Here is a 16,866-nt window from a genome sequence, read left to right on the forward strand (position 1 = left end):
GGAATTCGCGGTCGCGGCTTGCGCCGCTCCTACAGGGAGCTTGGCGAGAGAAAGTGACCCGCACGCGCAGCGGGCGGAAGCCGTTGACATTCGTGCCGACCCTGCAGAGCAAGGGCAACAGCAGATCCCCCAACCGCCCTGCCCGCGCAATAGCCGGAGTTCGCGATCGCGGCTTACGCCGCTCCCACAGAAAGCCAGCCCGTTCGGAACCAGCGACGTGGCTGGAATTCGCGGTCGCGGCTCGCGCCGCTCCTACAGGGAGCCTGGGCGGGGAAACGTAACCCGCACGCGCAGCGCACGGGGCGGTTAGGTGCGCTTTTTTTCATCGCCGCGCCCGAGCGGTTCGCCAGCGCAGCCCGAAAACGAAAAACCCCGCCGTAGCGGGGTTTTTCACGCAGCGTCGGAACCGACGCTCACTCCTTGGCGGCAGCCTTCTTGGCCACGACCTTCTTGGCAGCCGGCGCCTTCGCAGCCGGCGCCTTCGCGGTCTTCTTCGCGGCCGGCGCGGCGGCCGTGCCGGCGGCCTTGGTCACGGCCTTGCGGGCGTTGCCGTAGCTGGAGTTGTAGCGCTTGCCCTTGGCGGTCTTGCGGTCGCCTTTACCCATGGTCGTGCTCCTGAATTATTCGTTAGTGCGGTATGCGGTCGCGCGCCGGACGGGCGCGGTCGACGTAAGGATCCGGCCCGCGCGTCGCGCGCGAGGCTGCGAAGCCTAGCACAAGCGGCTTTCGCGGTCCCGGCCCGGTGGTACGGGCATCGCTTCAGTGGGCGCAGCTGGCGTCGTGGACGTGGCCGTGATTGAGCCGCAGGTTGGCCAGATGGGCCAGTCCGACCAGGGTACCGCCCAGGGTCATGACGATCGCGTGCGGCACCACCGAATGATGCAGCGGCGCGTACAGCACACCCAGCCACAGCACCAGCAGACCAGGCGCCAGCAGCGACAACGCGCGCACCGCATGGTGGCGGCGATAGCCCCAGAGCACGCTGAACAGGCCCAGCAGGGTCGCGAACACGACGAAGGCCAGCTCGAAGCTGTCGTCGAACCAGCCGGCCACGCCCAGGGTGGGCAGCACCGCGATCAACAGCGGCAACAAGGCGCAATGGATCGCGCACAGCAGGGAGCCGAAGGCGCCCAGGCGATCCAGGAAACTGCGGTGAGGTAGAGGAGGCATCAGCGACGCGAACACGGACGGTGTGACTTCTGGGAGGGTGCAAATCTCATTTCGTTACTATATAACATTCCATATTCTCCCGCCAACCACCCGAATCATGCCCCCCATGCTAGCCCGTCGCCCACGCCGCAGCCTGCTCGCGATCGCCCTCACCCTGGCCCTGCCCCTGGCCGGCCCCGCCTTCGCCCAGCAGGCGCCCGACCCCGCCGCCGGCAACGATACCGCCAGCGACAAGCGCCACGACCAGCCCACCGACCTGGACTCGGTGGTGGTGACCGCTTCGCCGCTGCGCGCCAGCGCCGAGGACCTGGCCCAGCCGGTCGAGGTGCTGTCCGGCGAGAAGCTGGACGAAGCGCGCGGCGCCACCCTGGGCGAAACCATCGGCAAGCTGCCCGGCGTGCAGAGCTCCAACTTCGGCGCCGGCGTCGGCCGCCCCATCATCCGCGGCCTCGAAGGCCCGCGCGTGGGCGTGCTGTCCGGCGGCATGGCGACCCAGGACGTGTCGACCGTCAGCCAGGACCACAACGTCAGCGTCGAGCCCTTCCTGGCCGATCAGATCGAAGTCCTGAAAGGCCCGGCTACCCTGCTCTACGGCAGCGGCGCGATCGGCGGCGTGGTCAACGTGGTCGACGGCCGCATCGCCGAGAAGCCGCTGGACGAAACCGTGTCCGGTCGCGCCGAGGTACGCCACGATACGGTCAACGACGGCTTCACCGGCATGGCCCGCGTCGACGCCATGGGCGCCGACGGCGCGCTGGTGCTGCACGCCGACGGCGTGTACCGCAACAACAAGGACTACCAGACCCCGCTGGGCCGGCAGCGCAACAGTTTCGTCGACACCAAGACCGGCGCGCTGGGCGCGTCGCTGGTGGGCGACCTGGGCTTCCTGGGTTTCTCGGCCTCGCGTTACGAAGACAGCTACGGCAACCCGGGCGAGCCCGGCGACATCGCCGCGGGCGAAGCCGGCGTGCATCTGGAAATGAAGCAGAGCCGTTTCGAGACCAAGGCCGGCATCGACCAGCCCTTCGGCATCTTCAGCAGCCTGCGCGCCAGCGTCGCCCACACCGACTACGAGCACATCGAATTCGAGGGCGAAGAAGTCGGCACGCGCTTCCTCAACGACGCCACCGAAGGCCGCCTGGAACTGACCCACAAGCCGCTGGGCGGTTGGATCGGCGCGTTCGGCCTGCAGGGCTACGACCGCAAGTTCGAGGCGATCGGCGAAGAAGCCTTCGTGCCGCGCACCCGCACCAAGGCCTACGGTGCGTTCCTGACCGAGCAGAACGAATGGGACGCGCTGCAGGTCGAACTGGGCGCGCGCGTGGACCGCATCGAAAGCAATCCGGACACCGGCTTCGACCGCTCCTTCACTCCGGTCAGCCTGTCGGCCGGCGCGATCTGGAAGTTCAACGAGGCCTGGCGCCTGAGCCTGAACCTCGACCGCGCCGAACGCGCGCCGGCCGAAGAGGAACTGTTCGCCGACGGCCCGCACGTGGCCACCGCGTCGTTCGAGATCGGCGACGCGAACCTGAGCAAGGAACGCGCGAACCAGGTAGAACTCGGCCTGCACTACCACGGCCCGCGCTTCGAGGCCAAGGTCTCGGCCTACCAGACCAATTTCGACGGTTTCATCTACCTCACCGATACCGGCCTGATCGAAGACGATCTGCCGGTACGGCAGTGGAGCCAGGCCGATGCGCGCTTCCGCGGCTTCGAAGCCGAGGCGATCGCGCACGTGTTCGACGGCGACGCCGGCAAGTTCGACGTACGCGTGTTCGGCGACCGCGTGCGCGCCACCCTGGACGACGGCGGCAACCTGCCGCGCATCGCGCCGGCCCGCTTCGGCGGCGAGCTGCGCTGGAACGCCTCTTCCTGGCGCGCCTCGCTGGGCGCGACCCGCTACATGAAACAGGACGACGTCGCCGTGGGCGAAACCCCGACCGACGGCTACACCCTGGTCGACGCCCACCTCGCCTACCACTGGGACACCGACCAGTTGGGCTGGGAGCTGTTCCTGGACGGCACCAACCTGACCGACCAGGAGGCGCGCGTGCACACCTCCTTCCTCAAGGACACGGTGGTGCTGCCGGGCCGCGGCGTGGCCTTCGGCGTGCGCATGTTCTTCTGACTCTGCCCTCTCCCTGAGCCAGACCCGAGCGCCGGCCTTCGTGCCGGCGCTTGCGGTCACGGTCCAAATATGTGCATATACACACAATGAACCCGATCGAGCCCGCCGCCGATGTCCCGCGCAGCGTGTGCACCTGCTTCCGCGTGCGCAAGCTGACCCGGCTGATGAGCCAGCGCTACGACCAGGCGCTGGCGCCGGCCGCGCTCAACCTCAACCAGTATTCGATCCTGCGCCGCGCCGGCGGCGCGCCGCGCAGCATCGGCGAACTCGCGCGCGAGCTCGGCATGGACCGCAGCACCCTCAGCCGCGACCTCAAGCCGCTGCTCGCGGCCGGCTGGGTCGCGACCGCGGCCGGCGAGGACGCGCGCCAGCGCCGGGTCCGGGTCACCGCCGCCGGCAAGCATGCGATCGCGCGCGCGATGCCGCTGTGGCAGGCGGCGCAGGACGCGATCGAACGCGAACTGGGCCGCGACGGCCTGCACGCGCTGCACGAACAACTCGATCTTGCGATCGCCCAACTGCAAGGACCCCGCGCATGAGCGCCGACGCCACCGCTATTCCGTCCGCCGTCGCCGCGCCGACGATCCGCTATTGGCCGCTGGTGCTGGCCGCCACCGCGATGCTGATGATCACCATGGGCGTGCGCCAGTCCCTGGGCCTGTTCGTCAAGCCGATCGGCGCCAGCACCGGCCTGGGCATCGCCCAGATCAGTTTCGCGCTGGCGATCGGCCAATTCGTGTGGGGCGCGGTGCAACCGGTGTTCGGCGCGCTCGCCGATCAGCGCGGCCCCGGCCGGGTGTTGGTGTTCGGCAGCGTGCTGCTGGTCGCGGGCATGGCGCTGACGCCGATGTTCGCGTCCGAGTGGGGCCTGCTGCTGACCCTGGGCGTGCTGGCCGCGGCCGGCGCGGGCGCGGGCAGTTTCTCGATCCTGATCGGCGCCACCGCCGCACGCGTGCCGGCGCAAAACCGCTCCATGGCCGCGGGCGTGATCAACGCCGGCGGCTCGTTCGGCCAGTTCCTGTTCGCGCCGTTCGCGCAGGCGGTGATCAGCGCCGCCGGCTGGGCCGCGGGCATGTGGGCGCTGGCGGTGGCGGCCCTGGCGACGCTGCCGCTGGCCTGGCCGCTGCGGCGGCGCGAGGCGCCCGCCAACGCGGTCGCGACGACCGCCGCCGCGCCCGGCATGGGCTTGCGCGAGCAGGTCGGCGTCGCCCTGCGCGATCGCAGCTACTGGTGCCTGCACATCGGCTTCTTCACCTGCGGCTTCCACATCGCCTTCCTGGTCACCCACCTGCCCGGCGAAATCGCGCTGTGCGGCCTGCCCGACAGCGTGTCGGCGGTGGCCCTGGCCCTGATCGGCCTGTTCAACGTGGCCGGCAGCCTGGCCGCGGGCGCACTGGGCCAGCGCTATCGCATGAAGTACCTGCTGGCGGCGATGTACGCCAGCCGCGCGGCCATGGTCGGAATCTATCTGGTGTCGCCGCCGACGCCGACCACCTTCTTCGTCTTCGCCGCCGGCTTGGGCCTGACCTGGCTGGCCACGGTGCCGCCGACCGCCGGCCTGGTCGGCAAGCTGTTCGGGCCGCGCTACCTGGGCACGCTGTTCGGCCTGACCCTGCTCTCGCACCAGATCGGCGGCTTCTTCGGCGCCTGGTTCGGCGGCCTGGCGATGGCGAAGTTCGGCGACTACAGCTGGATGTGGTACGCCGACATCGTGCTGGCGCTGCTGGCCGCGGCGGCGAACCTGCCGATCCGCGAGGCGCGCGTGCAGCGCGCGCTGGCGCCGGCCTGAGCCTTCGCCTTCTTTACGGGCTTCTGAGTCGAAGCGCGCTTTCTGTGGGAGCGGCGTAAGCCGCGATGGATGCCACGGTACGGGTAAGGCGATCGCGGCTTACGCCGCTCCCACGGGAGGCGGGCTTGCCCGCGATCAGGCCGCGTTCTTGGCCACGCAGTCCGCGCACATGCCATGCACTTCCAGGGTCTGCGCCTGCGGTGCGAAACCCAGCGCGCGCGCGCGCGATTCCAGCAGGTCGACGATGCGCTCGTCTTCCAGTTCGGTCGCCGACTGGCAGCTGTCGCAGATCAGGAACGGCACCGCGTGCTGGGCGCCTCCCGGATGGTGGCAGCCGACGTAGGCGTTGATCGAGGCCAGCTTGTGGATGAAGCCGTGCTCGAGCAGGAAATCCAGGGCGCGGTACACCGTCGGCGGCGCGGCCGCGTCGTGGGTGGCCTTCATGCGATCGAGCAGGTCGTAGGCCTTCATCGGCTTGCCGGCGTCGGCGATCAGGCGCAGGGCGTGGGCGCGGATCGGAGTCAGGCGCAGTCCGCGCTGCTCGCAGGCCCGCTCGACCTCGTGCACGAAGGCGTCGCCGTCGTGGACGTGGTGCTTGGGGTCGGTGCAGGCGGTGTGGCTGCTCATGGTGGGCTCCGATGGACGCGCAGGACGCGTCCTAGGCAGGGATCTTAATGAGGGCGGCGTCGATGCGCTGCAAGGCCTGGGCCTGGCCGGCCAGGTAGACCGTGTGCGAGATGTCCGGGCTGACCTGGGTGCCGGTGATGGCCACGCGCAGCGGCTGGGCGACCTTGCCCATGCCGATGCCCAAGGCCTCGGCGGCGGCGTGCAGGGCCGCGGCCACGGCCTCGGCGGTCCAGGCTTCGAGCGCGGCCAGGCGCGAGCGCGCCTCGGCCAGCGGCGCCTGGGCAGCGGCGTTCAGGTGCTTGGCGACCGCGGCCTCGTCGTATTCCTGCAGCGGGCGGTACCAAACCGCCGCGCGCTCGGCCATGTCCTTGAGGGTCTGCACGCGGTCGCGCAGCGCGATCACCACGTCGGCCGGCGCCGGACCGGCGGCGAGGTCGTAACCGTTGTTCAACAGATGCCACTGCAGATGCTTGCCGACCTCGACCGGATCGTCGCTCTTGAGGTACTGCTGGTTGAGCCAACCCAGCTTGGCCGCGTCCAGGCGCGATGCCTTGGAGTTCACGTCCTCGAGCTTGAACAGCCGGGTCATCTCCTCGATCGAGAAGATCTCCTGATCGCCGTGCGACCAGCCCAGGCGCACCAGGTAGTTCAGCAGCGCATGCGGCAGGTAGCCCGCGTCGCGGTACTGCATGACGTCGGCCGCGCCGGTGCGCTTGGACAGCTTGTTGCCGTCCTCGTCCAGGATCATCGGCAGATGCGCGAAATGCGGCACCGGCGCGCCGAGCGCGCGATAGATGTTGATCTGGCGCGGGGTGTTGTTGACGTGGTCGTCGCCGCGCACGACATCGGTGATGCCCATGTCCAGGTCGTCGACCACGACGGCGAAGTTGTAGGTCGGGTAGCCGTCGGCGCGGAAGATCACCAGGTCGTCGAGTTCGCTGTTGGCGATCTCGATGGTGCCCTTGACCTTGTCGTCGAACGCGACCGTGCCCTCGAGCGGATTCTTGAAGCGGATCACCCGGTTCGGATCGTCGCGGTAGGGTTCGTTGCGGTCGCGGTAGGCACCGTTGTAGCGCGGCTTCTCCTTGGCCGCCATCGCCGCGTCGCGCGCGGCCGCGAGCTCCTCGCGGGTCTCGTAGGCGTAGTAGGCGGTGCCGGCCGCGACCATCTGCTCGGCGACCTCGCGGTAACGCGCCAGGCGCTGGGTCTGGTAGATCGGGCCCTCGTCGTAGCCCAGGCCCAGCCAGTCCATCGCCTCCAGGATCGCGTCGATCGCGGCCTGGGTGCTGCGCTCCTGGTCGGTGTCCTCGATGCGCAGGATGAACTGGCCGCCCGCGCGGCGCGCTTCCAGCCAGCAGTACAGCGCGGTGCGCGCGCCGCCGATATGCAGGTAGCCGGTGGGACTGGGAGCGAAGCGGGTGCGGCAGGTCATGCGAGGCTCGGATGGATCGGGGAATCGGCCATTTTAACGGAGTGGCCGCGGCGCTGCCGGCCGCGCCCGCAGCGCCCTGTTCCGAGGCTCCGCAAGCCGGCCCGACCGCGGCAGATCCGGCCGCGCCGAGCGCCGAGCCTGCCGCTCGGCGCCGGTGCCCTAAACTAGGCCGATGACGACCCTCTTCATTTCCGATCTGCACCTGGACGCCGAACGCCCGCAGACCACCGCCCTGTTCGGTCAGTTCCTGCGTTCCGAGGCCCGCGGCGCCGATGCGCTGTACATCCTGGGCGACCTGTTCGAGGCCTGGGTCGGCGACGACGACCCGTCCGAGACCGGCGCCTACGTGGCCGCCGAACTGCGCGCGCTGGCCGACAGCGGCGTGCCGGTGTCGTTCATCCGCGGCAACCGCGACTTCCTGCTCGGCGACGACTACGCACGCCGCGCCGGCATGCGCATCCTGCCCGACCCGGCGGTGGTGGTGTTGTACGGCCAGCCGACCCTGATCCAGCACGGCGACCTGCTGTGCACCGACGACGTCGCCTATCAGCAGTTCCGCGCCCAGACCCGCGACCCGGCCTGGCAGGCGCAGTTCCTGGCCCAGCCGCTGGCCGCGCGCCTGGCGTTCGCGCAGCAGGCGCGCGCGGCCAGCAAGGCCCATCAATCCGGCCTGCGCGACGCCGGCACCATGGAAACCATCACCGACGTGTCGCCGGCCACGGTGGACAGCGTGTTCGCGCGCTACGGCCTGCAACGCATGATCCACGGCCACACCCACCGCCCCGCCGTGCACGAGTTGGAAGTCGCGGGCATCGCGCGCCAGCGCGTGGTGCTGGGCGACTGGTACGACCAGGGCTCGGTGCTGCGGGTGAACCGCGACGGCCTGCAGCTGCAGGCGTTGAGCTGATCGCGACAACGAACGCCCAGGCCCGGCCGATGAAACGCTTACGAACCCCGAAGGAAAAGAAATCCTTGAGCTATGCGCGCGACTGCCGCAACGTCGTCGCCGAGAGCCCATGGGGCGCGCGCGACGCGATCGCCAAGCGCAAGCGCTGGGTCAATCAATCGCATCGCAAGGCGGTGCATCAGCGCTTGTCCGATCTGTCCGGAACCCGGCCGGCCGACCCGGAACAGGTCGAATCCGCGATCGCGGCGACGCCGCGACATGGCTGGCGCAAATCGCCGGACCTGCCGCTGGGACTGGCGCTGCTGGTGCGCAGGTCGCGGCCAGGCCCCGACCGCGACGGGCCCTGAACCGCCACCGGGCCCAGCCGCTACGCGACTGGGCCCGATGAGCGTGGGCCGATCCGATCCTGCGGACCGCACAGCGCCCCGCAGGGCGCCGCGTCCGGATCAGAACTTCACTTCCGCGGTCAGGAACATCTGCCGCGGCGCGCCCGACTGCAGCGTGTAGTTCAGACCGTTCGGGTCGGAGGTCACGAAGCCGTTGGTGCCGATGCTGCCGAAGTAGTCTTCGTCGAACAGGTTGGTGACGTTGAACTGCAGCTTGAACGCGTCCGCCCAGTTCAGCCCGGTCCATTCGTAGGACACGGCCGCATCGGCGACCCAGAACGATCCGACCTTGGAATCGTTGAGATAGGTCAGGTAGCGCTTGTCGGTGTACTTGGCGCCGATCTGGGCCGAGAAGCCGTCGCGGCTCCAGCGCAGCTCGGTGGCGTACAGGCGCTTGGGCGCGTCGACCACGTCCTTGCCCTTGGCCGGGATCAGGGTGGTGCCGTCGAGGTAGTCCGAGGCGTATTCCGACTTGTTCCAGGCCAGCGAGTTGTACCAGCTCAGGCCTTCGATCGGCGTCCACAGCACGGTCAGCTCGGCGCCGCGGGTCTCGACGTCGCCGACGTTGGCGAAGCTGGACGCGCAACCGACGATGCCGGCGCAGCGCGCGATCGCCAGCAGGCGGTTCTCGAAGTCGACGCGGTACACCGCCAGCGACGCTTCCAGATTGTCGCGGCTGGTGCGCAGGCCGGCCTCGATGGTGCGCGAGGTTTCCGGCTCCAGGCTCGCCACCGCCGCGTTGAACGCGGCCTGCGAGGTCGAATGCGGGCCGTTCACGCCAGTGCGGAAGGCGGCCATGTTCTCGCTGTAGGAGCCGAAGACTTCCTCGTGCTCGCTGAACTGCCAGCGCGCGCCGACCTGCGGCAGGAAGTTGTCGCGGGCCACCAGCTTGCCGCCGGCACGGCTGCCGATCAGATTCTTGCCGTCGGTCTCCACGCGCGTGCCCTTGAAGCCGGCGTCGACCGCGACGCGGCCGTCGGCGAACTCCATGTGGTCGGTGAGGTAGTACTGGCGGGTGTCGGTGTCGAAGCGCTGGCGGAACACGCGCGCGTCGGGATCGCGCAGGAAGTAGATGCCATCGGGCGGGGTGTCGCGGCGCAGGTTGTAGAAGTTGCGTTGCACGCCGTGGGCGTTGCGCTCCAGCCACAGGCCGGCCTGCAGGCGGTGGTTGCCGACCTGCCAGGTCAGGCTGGGGGTGATGCCGGTGCGCTCGATGTCGTATTCGGTGGTGCGCATCGCGATCGGCACGGTCGGCGAGGACGCGTAGGGCGTGGCCCAATGGCCCTGGCCCTCGTTGCGATGGTAGTAGGCGGTGGCGGCGAAGCTCAGGTCCGGCGTGGCCGACCAGTCGGCCGACACGTACAGCAGGTCGTCGTCGCGCAGGCCGCGGGCGATGTAGTAGGCGTCGTCGAGGCTGTTGACGCCGCCGCTGAACACGCCGCCGGCGGCGTCGATCGCGCGCTGCCAGTCGCCGGCGTAGTTGTCCCAATCCATGCCCAGGCGGCGCGCCGAGTCCAGCGAAAGATCGGCGTAGTCGGTCTCGCGCCGACGCGAGGTCGCGGCGTAGCCGGTGAGCTTGAGGTCCTCGGTGGCGTAGACCAGCTTGCCGTTGAACTGGGCGTTGCGCTGCGGGCCCTCGCCCTTCCACTTGTCGGTGGTGTGGAAGGCGCCGCTGAGGTAGGCGCTGAAGCCGTTGTGGTCGCCGGTGTCGACGCGCGCGTAGCTGCGGCGGGTGGCGTCGCTGCCGAAGGTCTGGGCCAGGCGCACGCCGTAGTCGGCCGACGGATCGCTGCTGAAGAAGCGCAGGGTGCCGCCGAGGTTGCCGCTGGACGCGGTGTCGATCGCGCCGCTGCCCTGCGACAGCTCGGCGCCGGACAAGTTCTCGCTGATGATCGCGCGGCTGATGTGCAGGCCGTTGTGGTTGCCGTAGCTCATGTCGCCCAGCGGCACGCCGTCGAGGGTGAAGCCCAGCTGCTGCTGCGAGAAGCCGCGGATGCTCAGCTTGCTCGACCATTCGTAGTTGCCCCAGGGGTCGGAGCTCTGGAAATGCACGCCCGGCAGTTTGGCCATGACCTTGAGCGGGCTGGTGCCGGCGGCTTCGCGCTGCAGCTCGGCGCGACCCAGCGACTGGACCTGGCGGGTCTGGCCGGTACCCACCACCGAGACCGCGTCCAGCGTGGTGGCGTCGTCCATGGCCGCGGTCGCGGCGGAGGCATCGGGTTGGGCGGCATCGGCTTCGGCGCGTGCGCTGGCGGCGTACAGGCACAGCAGGATCGAGGCGGCGAGGATCGTCGTCTTCGTCGTCATGAGGGACTTCCATTGGGAGAGAGTGCCGCCGCGCGTTGGCGCGTATCACTCCGGGCGGCGTGCAGAGCGAAGCCGCGGAAGTCTGTCGATATCGTGTGTACGCGAGGTTGCAGTCAGAAGGCAATTCGTCCGACAACGCCGCGCAGCGCACGCTCGCCAGCCCGATTCGCTCCCGAACGCGCCCGAAGGCGTCCGTCGCCTTGCTTGCTGCGGGAGCGGCGCGAGTCGCGATGGATTCCGGCACCGGAGCCGGCCGGAAGCGCGCGGCCATCCGATCGCGACTCACCTCGCTCCCACAGAAGGCGGCGCGGCCTCGCGCCCGCCCCGCTACCCAATTTCGGCGATTGCCGCGCCCGCACGCACGCGACAGCATCCGACCGCGTCCCGCAACTCACGGAGCCCTGCCATGCCCAATGCCTCGCGCAGCGTCGTCGGCGACTGGATGCGCCATATCGACGACAGCCGTTATTTGTCCGAGCTCAGCATCCCCGGCACCCACGACAGCATCACCTCGCTGTTCCACAGCGAGATCGGCATGATCGAAGGTTGGACCCGCTGCCAGGACCTGGACCTCGACGAGCAGCTGCGGCACGGCATCCGCTTCCTCGACATCCGCCTGCGCTACGACGACTCGGCGTCGCCGCCGGTGCTGCGCCTGTGCCACGGCCAGTCCGACATGGAGCGCGATTTCGGCTATGTGCTGGGCGTGTGCGAACGCTTTCTGGAGGCGCACCGCTCCGAATGCATCGTGATGTCGATCAAGAACGAACGCGCCGACCACCACCAGGCCTTCGCCGATCTGTTCGCGGCCACGATCGAGCGCCCCGGCAACCGGGCGTTCTGGCACACCGGCAAGACCGTGCCCAGCTTGGGCGAAGTGCGCGGCAAGATCGTCCTGCTGCGCCGCTATGCGGCCGGCGCGGCGCGCGCCGGCCGGCCCGCGCCCGGCATCGACCTCACCGACTGGCCGGGCGGCTACCCGTTCCGGCGCCGCAACGGCGACGGCGTGGATTACCAGATACAGGACGAGTTCGGGGGCTATACCCACTTCAACCGCAGCAGCAAGTTCGACACCTACGTCAGGCAAACCCTGCTGGACGCGGTGCGCGACGGCGACCGGCGCAAGCTGTACATCAATTTCGCCAGCGGCACCGGTTCGGTCTGGCCGATCACCCTGGCCGAGACCACCAATCCCAAGCTCTACCAATTCTTCCGCGCCGCCCCGCCGGGCCGCTACGGCATCGTGCCCATGGACTACCCCGAGCAGTTCACCGGCGGCATGTACCACGACCTGATCGCCGCCATCGTCAGCGCCAACCCCAGCGACAGCCTCAGCGACGGTGGCGTTTACGAACTGCGCCCGCGCCTGGCCCCGGACAGCCGCCTGACGCTGCTGGCCGGCGCCCGCGGCGTCGGCATCTCGCAGCGGCTGATCGACCTGCCCTGGGCCCTGCCCGGCTTGCCGCCGCTACCCAACGAGTCCTGGCAGCAGTGGCAATTGCACGCCGTCGGCGGCGGCTACTATCGCCTGCATTGCGCGCACGATCGGGACAAGGCGCTGACCGTGGTCGGCGGCGCCAGCGCCGACGGCAGCGCGATCGCGCTGGAAGCGGTGAGCGGCCGGAACGAACAGCTGTGGAAGTTCGAGCGCCTGTCCGACGGCCTGATGCGGATCAGTCCCAAGCACGCGCCGCGGTCGGTGTTGGACGTCTATGGCGCGCGCAAGGAGAACGGCAGCCCGGTCAAGCTGTACCACTACTACGCGTCCGGTCCGAACAACAACGGCCATGCCCAGCGCTGGCTGGCGGTGCGCGTGGCCTAGCGCTGGACGAAGGCTTCCAGCATGCGCAATTCCTCGTCGTCGAAACCGGCCGCGCTGCGCGCTTCGAAATTGAACGGGCCGTAGAGCACGGCGCGCGCGTATTCGGCCAGCAGTTCGCGGAAACGCGGACCCGGATCGATGCCGTCGCGTCGGCAGTACCAGCGGTACCAGTGCGAACCGGCGGCGACGTGCGCGACCTCCTCGCGCAGGATGGTTTCCAGGATCGCCACGGTGGCCTCGTCGCCCAGCGAACGCAGCTTGACGATCATGCCGGGGGTCACGTCCAGCCCGCGCGCCTCGAGCACGCGCGGCACCAGGGCCATCCGCGCCAGGCCGTCGTGGGCGGTCTTCTCGGCCATTTCCCACAAGCCGTTGTGGGCGTCGAAATCGCCGTAGTCGTAGCCCAGCTCGCGCAGGCGCGCGCGCAGCAGGCCGAAGTGGCGCGCCTCGTCCTTGGCCACGCCGACCCAGTCGGCATAGAAGCGCGCCGGCAGGCCGCGGAAACGGTAGACCGCATCCCAGGCCAGGTCGATGGCGTTGAATTCGATATGCGCGATCGCATGCACGAACGCGGCCCGGCCTTCCTGGGTGCCGAAACCGCGCTTGGGCAGATCGCGCGGATGCACCAGCAACGGACGCTCGGGGCGGCCGGGCATGCGGATCGGTTGCGGCGCCGGCGCGCCGTCGGGCGTGTTCAATTCGCCGTGCGCGTAGGCGTCGGCGGCGGCGAAGGTCGCGGCGACCTTGTCCTCGGGCGTGGCGGCGTCCAGGCAGGCGCGCGCGGCGTCGAACAGGCTGGGCACGGGTCAGCCGGCCGGGGGCGCGGCGGAAGCAACGGCAAATCCCCCCTGCCCCCCTTTTTCGCAGGGGGGAAAGGCCGGAACGAAAGCGCGGGGATTCACGAGACTCGGCGGGTCTTCTTGGCGTCGTCGGAGCGCAGCTGCTGCAGGCGTTCGAAATAGCCCGGTTCGATCCCGGTCACGTACTCGCCGTTGAAGCAGGACGAGTCGAAATGGTCGATGCGGTGCTTTGGACCCGACACCGCCTGTTCCAGCGCGTCCAGGTCCTGGTAGATCAGCCAGTCGCAGCCCAGCAGGGTCTGCACTTCGTCGTCGCTGCGGCCGTGCGCGACCAGTTCGTCGGCCGAGGGCATGTCGATGCCGTAGATGTTCGGATAGCGCACCGCGGGCGCGGCCGAGGCCAGGTAGACCTTGCGCGCGCCGGCGTCGCGCGCCATCTGCACGATCTGCTTGGAGGTGGTGCCGCGCACGATCGAGTCGTCGACCAGCAGCACCACGCGGTTGCGGAATTCCAGCGGGATCGGATTGAGCTTGCGGCGCACCGATTTCGCGCGCTCGCCCTGCCCCGGCATGATAAAGGTGCGGCCGACGTAGCGGTTCTTGATGAAACCCTCGCGGTACTTCACGCCCAGCACGTTGGAGATTTCCAGCGCGGCGTCGCGCGAGGTGTCGGGGATCGGAATCACCACGTCGATGTCGTGGTCCGGCCGCAGGCGCAGGATCTTCTCGCCCAGGGTCTGGCCCATGCGCATGCGCGCCTTGTGCACCGAGACGTCGTCCATCATCGAGTCCGGACGCGCGAAGTAGACGAACTCGAAGATGCACGGCGCGTGCTGGCGCGGCTCGGCGCACATCTGGGTGTACAGCTCGCCGCGCGGCGTCACCACGATGCCCTCGCCCGGGCGCACGTCGCGCACGCGCTCGAAGCCCAGCAGGTCCAGCGCCACCGACTCGGAGGCGATCGCGTACTCGTCCTGGCCGCCGCTGTGGCGCTTGCCCAGCACCAGCGGACGGATGCCGTTGGGGTCGCGGAACGCGACCAGGCCCAGGCCCAGCACGATGGCGACCACGGCGTAGCCGCCGACGCAGCGCCGGTGCACGCCCTCGATGGCCTTGAACGCGGCTTCCGGGGTCAGCCCGCGCTGCATGTCCAGCTCGTGCGCGAACACGTTGAGCAGCACTTCGGAATCGGATTCGGTGTTGACGTTGCGACGGTCCTGCTCGAACACGTCGCGGCGCAGCGCGTCGGTGTTGATCAGGTTGCCGTTGTGGGCCAAGGCGATGCCGAACGGCGAGTTGACGTAGAACGGCTGGGCCTCGTCGGAGCCTTCGCTGCCCGCGGTCGGATAACGGCAATGGCCGATGCCGACCCGGCCATCGAGCAGGCGCATCGCCTTTTCGTCGAACACGTCGCTGACCAGGCCGTTGCCCTTGTGCACGCGCAGCTTGGCGCCGTCGGCGGTGGCGATGCCCGCCGCGTCCTGGCCGCGATGCTGGAGCACGGTAAGGCCGTCGTAAAGCTGGGCCGCGACGTCGTTGTGGCCGACGATGCCAAGTATGCCGCACATGAATTCGAGTTCCTGAGAGTATTGCGTGGAGTTACATCACGAAGGCTTCGTCCTGCTCCACCGGTACCGGCAGGGCATCGTCGCGCTTCGAGCCAGGCGCGGCGTCGAGCGGGTCGCCCTGCGGCTCATCCTGCGAAGGCGTGCCTCCTGGCAGCGGGTCCTTCAGGCCCGCGCCCTTGAGCAAGGGCAGCACGCCTGCGTTGAGGATGGGCAGCACGTCCTGGCCGTAAGGCTGGCCGTTGCCGTTGCCCAGGCCAGGCAGGCCCTGCATGTTCATGTCCAGCTTGGGCAGCGACGGCATCCAGGCCGGCACGCCGCTGCCGAAATCCATGGCCCGGCCGGCCCAGTCGGGCATCCAGCCGCGCACCATGCGCGCGCCGGGCACGAACACGGGCACCAGCGTCGCCGAGCGCCATTCGCGCCGGTGCGCGAGCGGCGTGAAGCCGACCAGCATCACCAGCATGCTCGCGATCAGGGCGCCGCGCGCCACGCCGACCACGAAACCCATCGCGCGATCGACGCCGGACAGGCCGGACTCGTGGACCATGCGCTTGGCCACGTAACCGACGACCCAGACCGTGACCAGCACGCCCAGGAAGCACAGCGCGTAGCCGCCGAACATCTCGCCCAGCCCCGGCGCGCCGTTGTCGGACAGCATCAGGGCGGCGCTGCCGCCGAAACCGAACGCGGCCCAGCCGGCCAGCACCCAGGCCGCGAGCGAGGCGACCACGCCGATGAAGCCGCGCATCAGCCCCAGTAGCGCCGATATCGCGACCACCGCCAGCAAAATCAAGTCGGCGGCGCCCATCGCGACCTCGCTCAGGGATGCGGACGGACGAGGCCGTCGACGCCGATCTTGGCCGCGGCCTGGCTTTTCAGCTTGTCGGCGTCGGCACGGTTGGCGACCGGGCCGAGACGGACGCGGCTGAGCGTGCCCTTGTCGGTGCGGACCTGTTCCACGAAGGCGCTGAACCCGGCCGCGCGCGCGCGGTCGCGCAGCTTGTTGGCCTCGTCTGCGCTGCCGAACGCGCCCAGCTGCACCGCGAAACCGGTGTTGCCGGCGGCGGGCCTGGTCGGCGCCGGCGCGGCGGCCGCGGGCTTGGCCGGTTCGGCGGCGGGCTTGGTGGCGGTGGCGACCGGCGGCTTGGCCGGCGTCGCGGCCGGCTTGGGCGTGGGCTTGACCGGTTCGGGCTTGGCCGGCTCCGGCGGCAGCGCGGCCGGCTTGCTGGCCGTGCGGCTGTCGCCCAGCGGCACCGCGGCCGAGACCGTCGGGGAGGCCGCCGCGACCGGCTGCGAGGCCGAAGCCGCGGCCGGCGCCGGCGCCGCATCGGCGTCCAGGGTCACCACCTTGGCGCTGCTGTCGTTGCGCACCTTGGTCGAGGCCAGGCGCGCGGTTTCGGCGTCCGCGCGCGAGCCGTAAGGCCCGATGCGCACGCGATAGAGGGTGCGGCCGTTGGCCGGCACGGCTTCCTGATAACCCGGCAGCTGGGCGCCGCGCAGCGCCGCGATCACGCGGTCGGCGTCGGCGCTGCTGGCGTAGCTGCCGAAGCTGACGGCGAAATCGCCGCCGCCGGCCGCGGCCGGCAGGACGCCGCTGGCCGCGGTCTTGGCGGCTTCGGCGGCGGTATCGACGGTGGGCAGGACCTCGCCCTGGGCGCCTTGCGCGCCTGGCGACAGGCCCAGGGCGCCGCCGTTGGGCGCTTCGCCCGGCGCCACCAGCGGCAGTTCGCGGGTTTCGAATTGGCCGTCGGGCTGCTCGGGAAGATTGAGCGGGACATCGGAGGCGCTGCTTTCCGGCGCCGGTCCCTTGATCAGCATGGGCAGAAAGATCACCGCTAGCGCGACCAACACCGCCGCGCCGATCAATCGCTGTTTCAGGGCAGGTTCCATCGCTACTCGATCGCTCGCTGGGTCGGGTGCCGGCGCGAAT

At 69.8% G+C, this 16,866-nt stretch carries 15 protein-coding genes; 6 read left to right on the top strand and 9 right to left on the bottom strand.

Annotation, left to right across the window (positions count from 1 at the left end; all coding sequences use genetic code 11):
• Window positions 1-413: 413 nt before the first annotated feature.
• Window positions 414-605 (bottom strand): 30S ribosomal protein THX, encoded by a 192-nt coding sequence (locus V1318_RS08860; RefSeq protein ID WP_055901445.1) that lies wholly within the window; start codon window positions 603-605, stop codon window positions 414-416.
• Window positions 606-759: 154 nt separating this feature from the next.
• The gene (locus tag V1318_RS08865; RefSeq protein WP_332939303.1) at window positions 760-1,170 is read right to left on the bottom strand and encodes a MerC domain-containing protein; all 411 of its coding nucleotides are present in this window, start codon (window positions 1,168-1,170) and stop codon (window positions 760-762) included.
• 97 nt (window positions 1,171-1,267) lie between these two features.
• On the opposite strand from V1318_RS08865, the gene V1318_RS08870 reads away from it, so the two are divergent.
• From V1318_RS08870 to V1318_RS08880, 3 genes are all read left to right on the top strand, one after another.
• On the top strand, window positions 1,268-3,298 hold the full coding sequence (locus V1318_RS08870; RefSeq protein WP_332939304.1) for a TonB-dependent receptor: 2,031 nt from the start codon (window positions 1,268-1,270) through the stop codon (window positions 3,296-3,298).
• 86 nt (window positions 3,299-3,384) lie between these two features.
• Window positions 3,385-3,837, top strand: a complete 453-nt coding sequence (locus V1318_RS08875) for a MarR family winged helix-turn-helix transcriptional regulator (RefSeq protein WP_332939305.1) — start codon at window positions 3,385-3,387, stop codon at window positions 3,835-3,837.
• The gene (locus tag V1318_RS08880) at window positions 3,834-5,087 is read left to right on the top strand and encodes an MFS transporter (RefSeq protein WP_332939306.1); all 1,254 of its coding nucleotides are present in this window, start codon (window positions 3,834-3,836) and stop codon (window positions 5,085-5,087) included. The genes V1318_RS08875 and V1318_RS08880 overlap by 4 nt, the downstream gene beginning before the upstream one ends.
• 135 nt (window positions 5,088-5,222) lie before the next feature.
• Here V1318_RS08880 and V1318_RS08885 read toward each other — a convergent pair whose 3' ends face one another.
• Both V1318_RS08885 and gltX read right to left on the bottom strand, forming a co-directional pair.
• A complete protein-coding gene (locus V1318_RS08885) occupies window positions 5,223-5,714 on the bottom strand; it encodes a transcriptional repressor (RefSeq protein ID WP_332939308.1) in 492 nt (163 codons plus the stop codon).
• Between the two features lie 31 nt (window positions 5,715-5,745).
• On the bottom strand, window positions 5,746-7,146 hold the full coding sequence (gene gltX / locus V1318_RS08890) for a glutamate--tRNA ligase (protein WP_332939309.1): 1,401 nt from the start codon (window positions 7,144-7,146) through the stop codon (window positions 5,746-5,748).
• A 172-nt stretch (window positions 7,147-7,318) separates the two neighbouring features.
• On the opposite strand from gltX, the gene lpxH reads away from it, so the two are divergent.
• A complete protein-coding gene (gene lpxH, locus V1318_RS08895) occupies window positions 7,319-8,053 on the top strand; it encodes a UDP-2,3-diacylglucosamine diphosphatase (protein WP_332939310.1) in 735 nt (244 codons plus the stop codon).
• Window positions 8,054-8,082: 29 nt separating this feature from the next.
• Window positions 8,083-8,400, top strand: coding sequence for a hypothetical protein (locus V1318_RS08900; RefSeq protein ID WP_332939311.1), 318 nt, complete (start codon window positions 8,083-8,085; stop codon window positions 8,398-8,400).
• Between the two features lie 99 nt (window positions 8,401-8,499).
• Here V1318_RS08900 and V1318_RS08905 read toward each other — a convergent pair whose 3' ends face one another.
• Complete coding sequence (locus V1318_RS08905) at window positions 8,500-10,746, bottom strand: TonB-dependent receptor (protein ID WP_332939312.1); 2,247 nt, start codon at window positions 10,744-10,746, stop codon at window positions 8,500-8,502.
• Window positions 10,747-11,152: 406 nt separating this feature from the next.
• On the opposite strand from V1318_RS08905, the gene V1318_RS08910 reads away from it, so the two are divergent.
• Window positions 11,153-12,568, top strand: a complete 1,416-nt coding sequence (locus tag V1318_RS08910; RefSeq protein WP_332939313.1) for a phosphatidylinositol-specific phospholipase C domain-containing protein — start codon at window positions 11,153-11,155, stop codon at window positions 12,566-12,568.
• Here V1318_RS08910 and V1318_RS08915 read toward each other — a convergent pair.
• The 4 genes from V1318_RS08915 to V1318_RS08930 form a co-directional block, all read right to left on the bottom strand.
• Complete coding sequence (locus V1318_RS08915) at window positions 12,565-13,371, bottom strand: ferritin-like domain-containing protein (protein WP_332939314.1); 807 nt, start codon at window positions 13,369-13,371, stop codon at window positions 12,565-12,567. The two genes, V1318_RS08910 and V1318_RS08915, sit on opposite strands and share 4 nt — an antisense overlap.
• A 95-nt stretch (window positions 13,372-13,466) precedes the next feature.
• On the bottom strand, window positions 13,467-14,936 hold the full coding sequence (purF, locus tag V1318_RS08920) for an amidophosphoribosyltransferase (protein WP_332939315.1): 1,470 nt from the start codon (window positions 14,934-14,936) through the stop codon (window positions 13,467-13,469).
• Between the two features lie 31 nt (window positions 14,937-14,967).
• Window positions 14,968-15,744 (bottom strand): CvpA family protein, encoded by a 777-nt coding sequence (locus V1318_RS08925; protein ID WP_332939316.1) that lies wholly within the window; start codon window positions 15,742-15,744, stop codon window positions 14,968-14,970.
• Window positions 15,745-15,755: 11 nt separating this feature from the next.
• The gene (locus tag V1318_RS08930) at window positions 15,756-16,826 is read right to left on the bottom strand and encodes an SPOR domain-containing protein (RefSeq protein WP_332939317.1); all 1,071 of its coding nucleotides are present in this window, start codon (window positions 16,824-16,826) and stop codon (window positions 15,756-15,758) included.
• Between the last annotated feature and the right edge of the window lie 40 nt (window positions 16,827-16,866).

This window comes from Lysobacter sp. CCNWLW3, assembly GCF_036697405.1.
In the GTDB taxonomy this organism is placed as follows: domain Bacteria; phylum Pseudomonadota; class Gammaproteobacteria; order Xanthomonadales; family Xanthomonadaceae; genus Lysobacter.

Bases quoted from the DNA above. Each gene is read 5' to 3' on its own strand.
- V1318_RS08860 (WP_055901445.1), bottom strand. From the start codon at position 605: ATGGGTAAAGGCGACCGCAAGACCGCCAAGGGCAAGCGCTACAACTCC.
- V1318_RS08865 (WP_332939303.1), bottom strand. From the start codon at position 1,170: ATGCCTCCTCTACCTCACCGCAGTTTCCTGGATCGCCTGGGCGCCTTC.
- V1318_RS08870 (WP_332939304.1), top strand. From the start codon at position 1,268: ATGCCCCCCATGCTAGCCCGTCGCCCACGCCGCAGCCTGCTCGCGATC.
- V1318_RS08875 (WP_332939305.1), top strand. From the start codon at position 3,385: ATGAACCCGATCGAGCCCGCCGCCGATGTCCCGCGCAGCGTGTGCACC.
- V1318_RS08880 (WP_332939306.1), top strand. From the start codon at position 3,834: ATGAGCGCCGACGCCACCGCTATTCCGTCCGCCGTCGCCGCGCCGACG.
- V1318_RS08885 (WP_332939308.1), bottom strand. From the start codon at position 5,714: ATGAGCAGCCACACCGCCTGCACCGACCCCAAGCACCACGTCCACGAC.
- gltX (WP_332939309.1), bottom strand. From the start codon at position 7,146: ATGACCTGCCGCACCCGCTTCGCTCCCAGTCCCACCGGCTACCTGCAT.
- lpxH (WP_332939310.1), top strand. From the start codon at position 7,319: ATGACGACCCTCTTCATTTCCGATCTGCACCTGGACGCCGAACGCCCG.
- V1318_RS08900 (WP_332939311.1), top strand. From the start codon at position 8,083: ATGAAACGCTTACGAACCCCGAAGGAAAAGAAATCCTTGAGCTATGCG.
- V1318_RS08905 (WP_332939312.1), bottom strand. From the start codon at position 10,746: ATGACGACGAAGACGACGATCCTCGCCGCCTCGATCCTGCTGTGCCTG.
- V1318_RS08910 (WP_332939313.1), top strand. From the start codon at position 11,153: ATGCCCAATGCCTCGCGCAGCGTCGTCGGCGACTGGATGCGCCATATC.
- purF (WP_332939315.1), bottom strand. From the start codon at position 14,936: ATGTGCGGCATACTTGGCATCGTCGGCCACAACGACGTCGCGGCCCAG.
- V1318_RS08925 (WP_332939316.1), bottom strand. From the start codon at position 15,744: ATGGGCGCCGCCGACTTGATTTTGCTGGCGGTGGTCGCGATATCGGCG.
- V1318_RS08930 (WP_332939317.1), bottom strand. From the start codon at position 16,826: ATGGAACCTGCCCTGAAACAGCGATTGATCGGCGCGGCGGTGTTGGTC.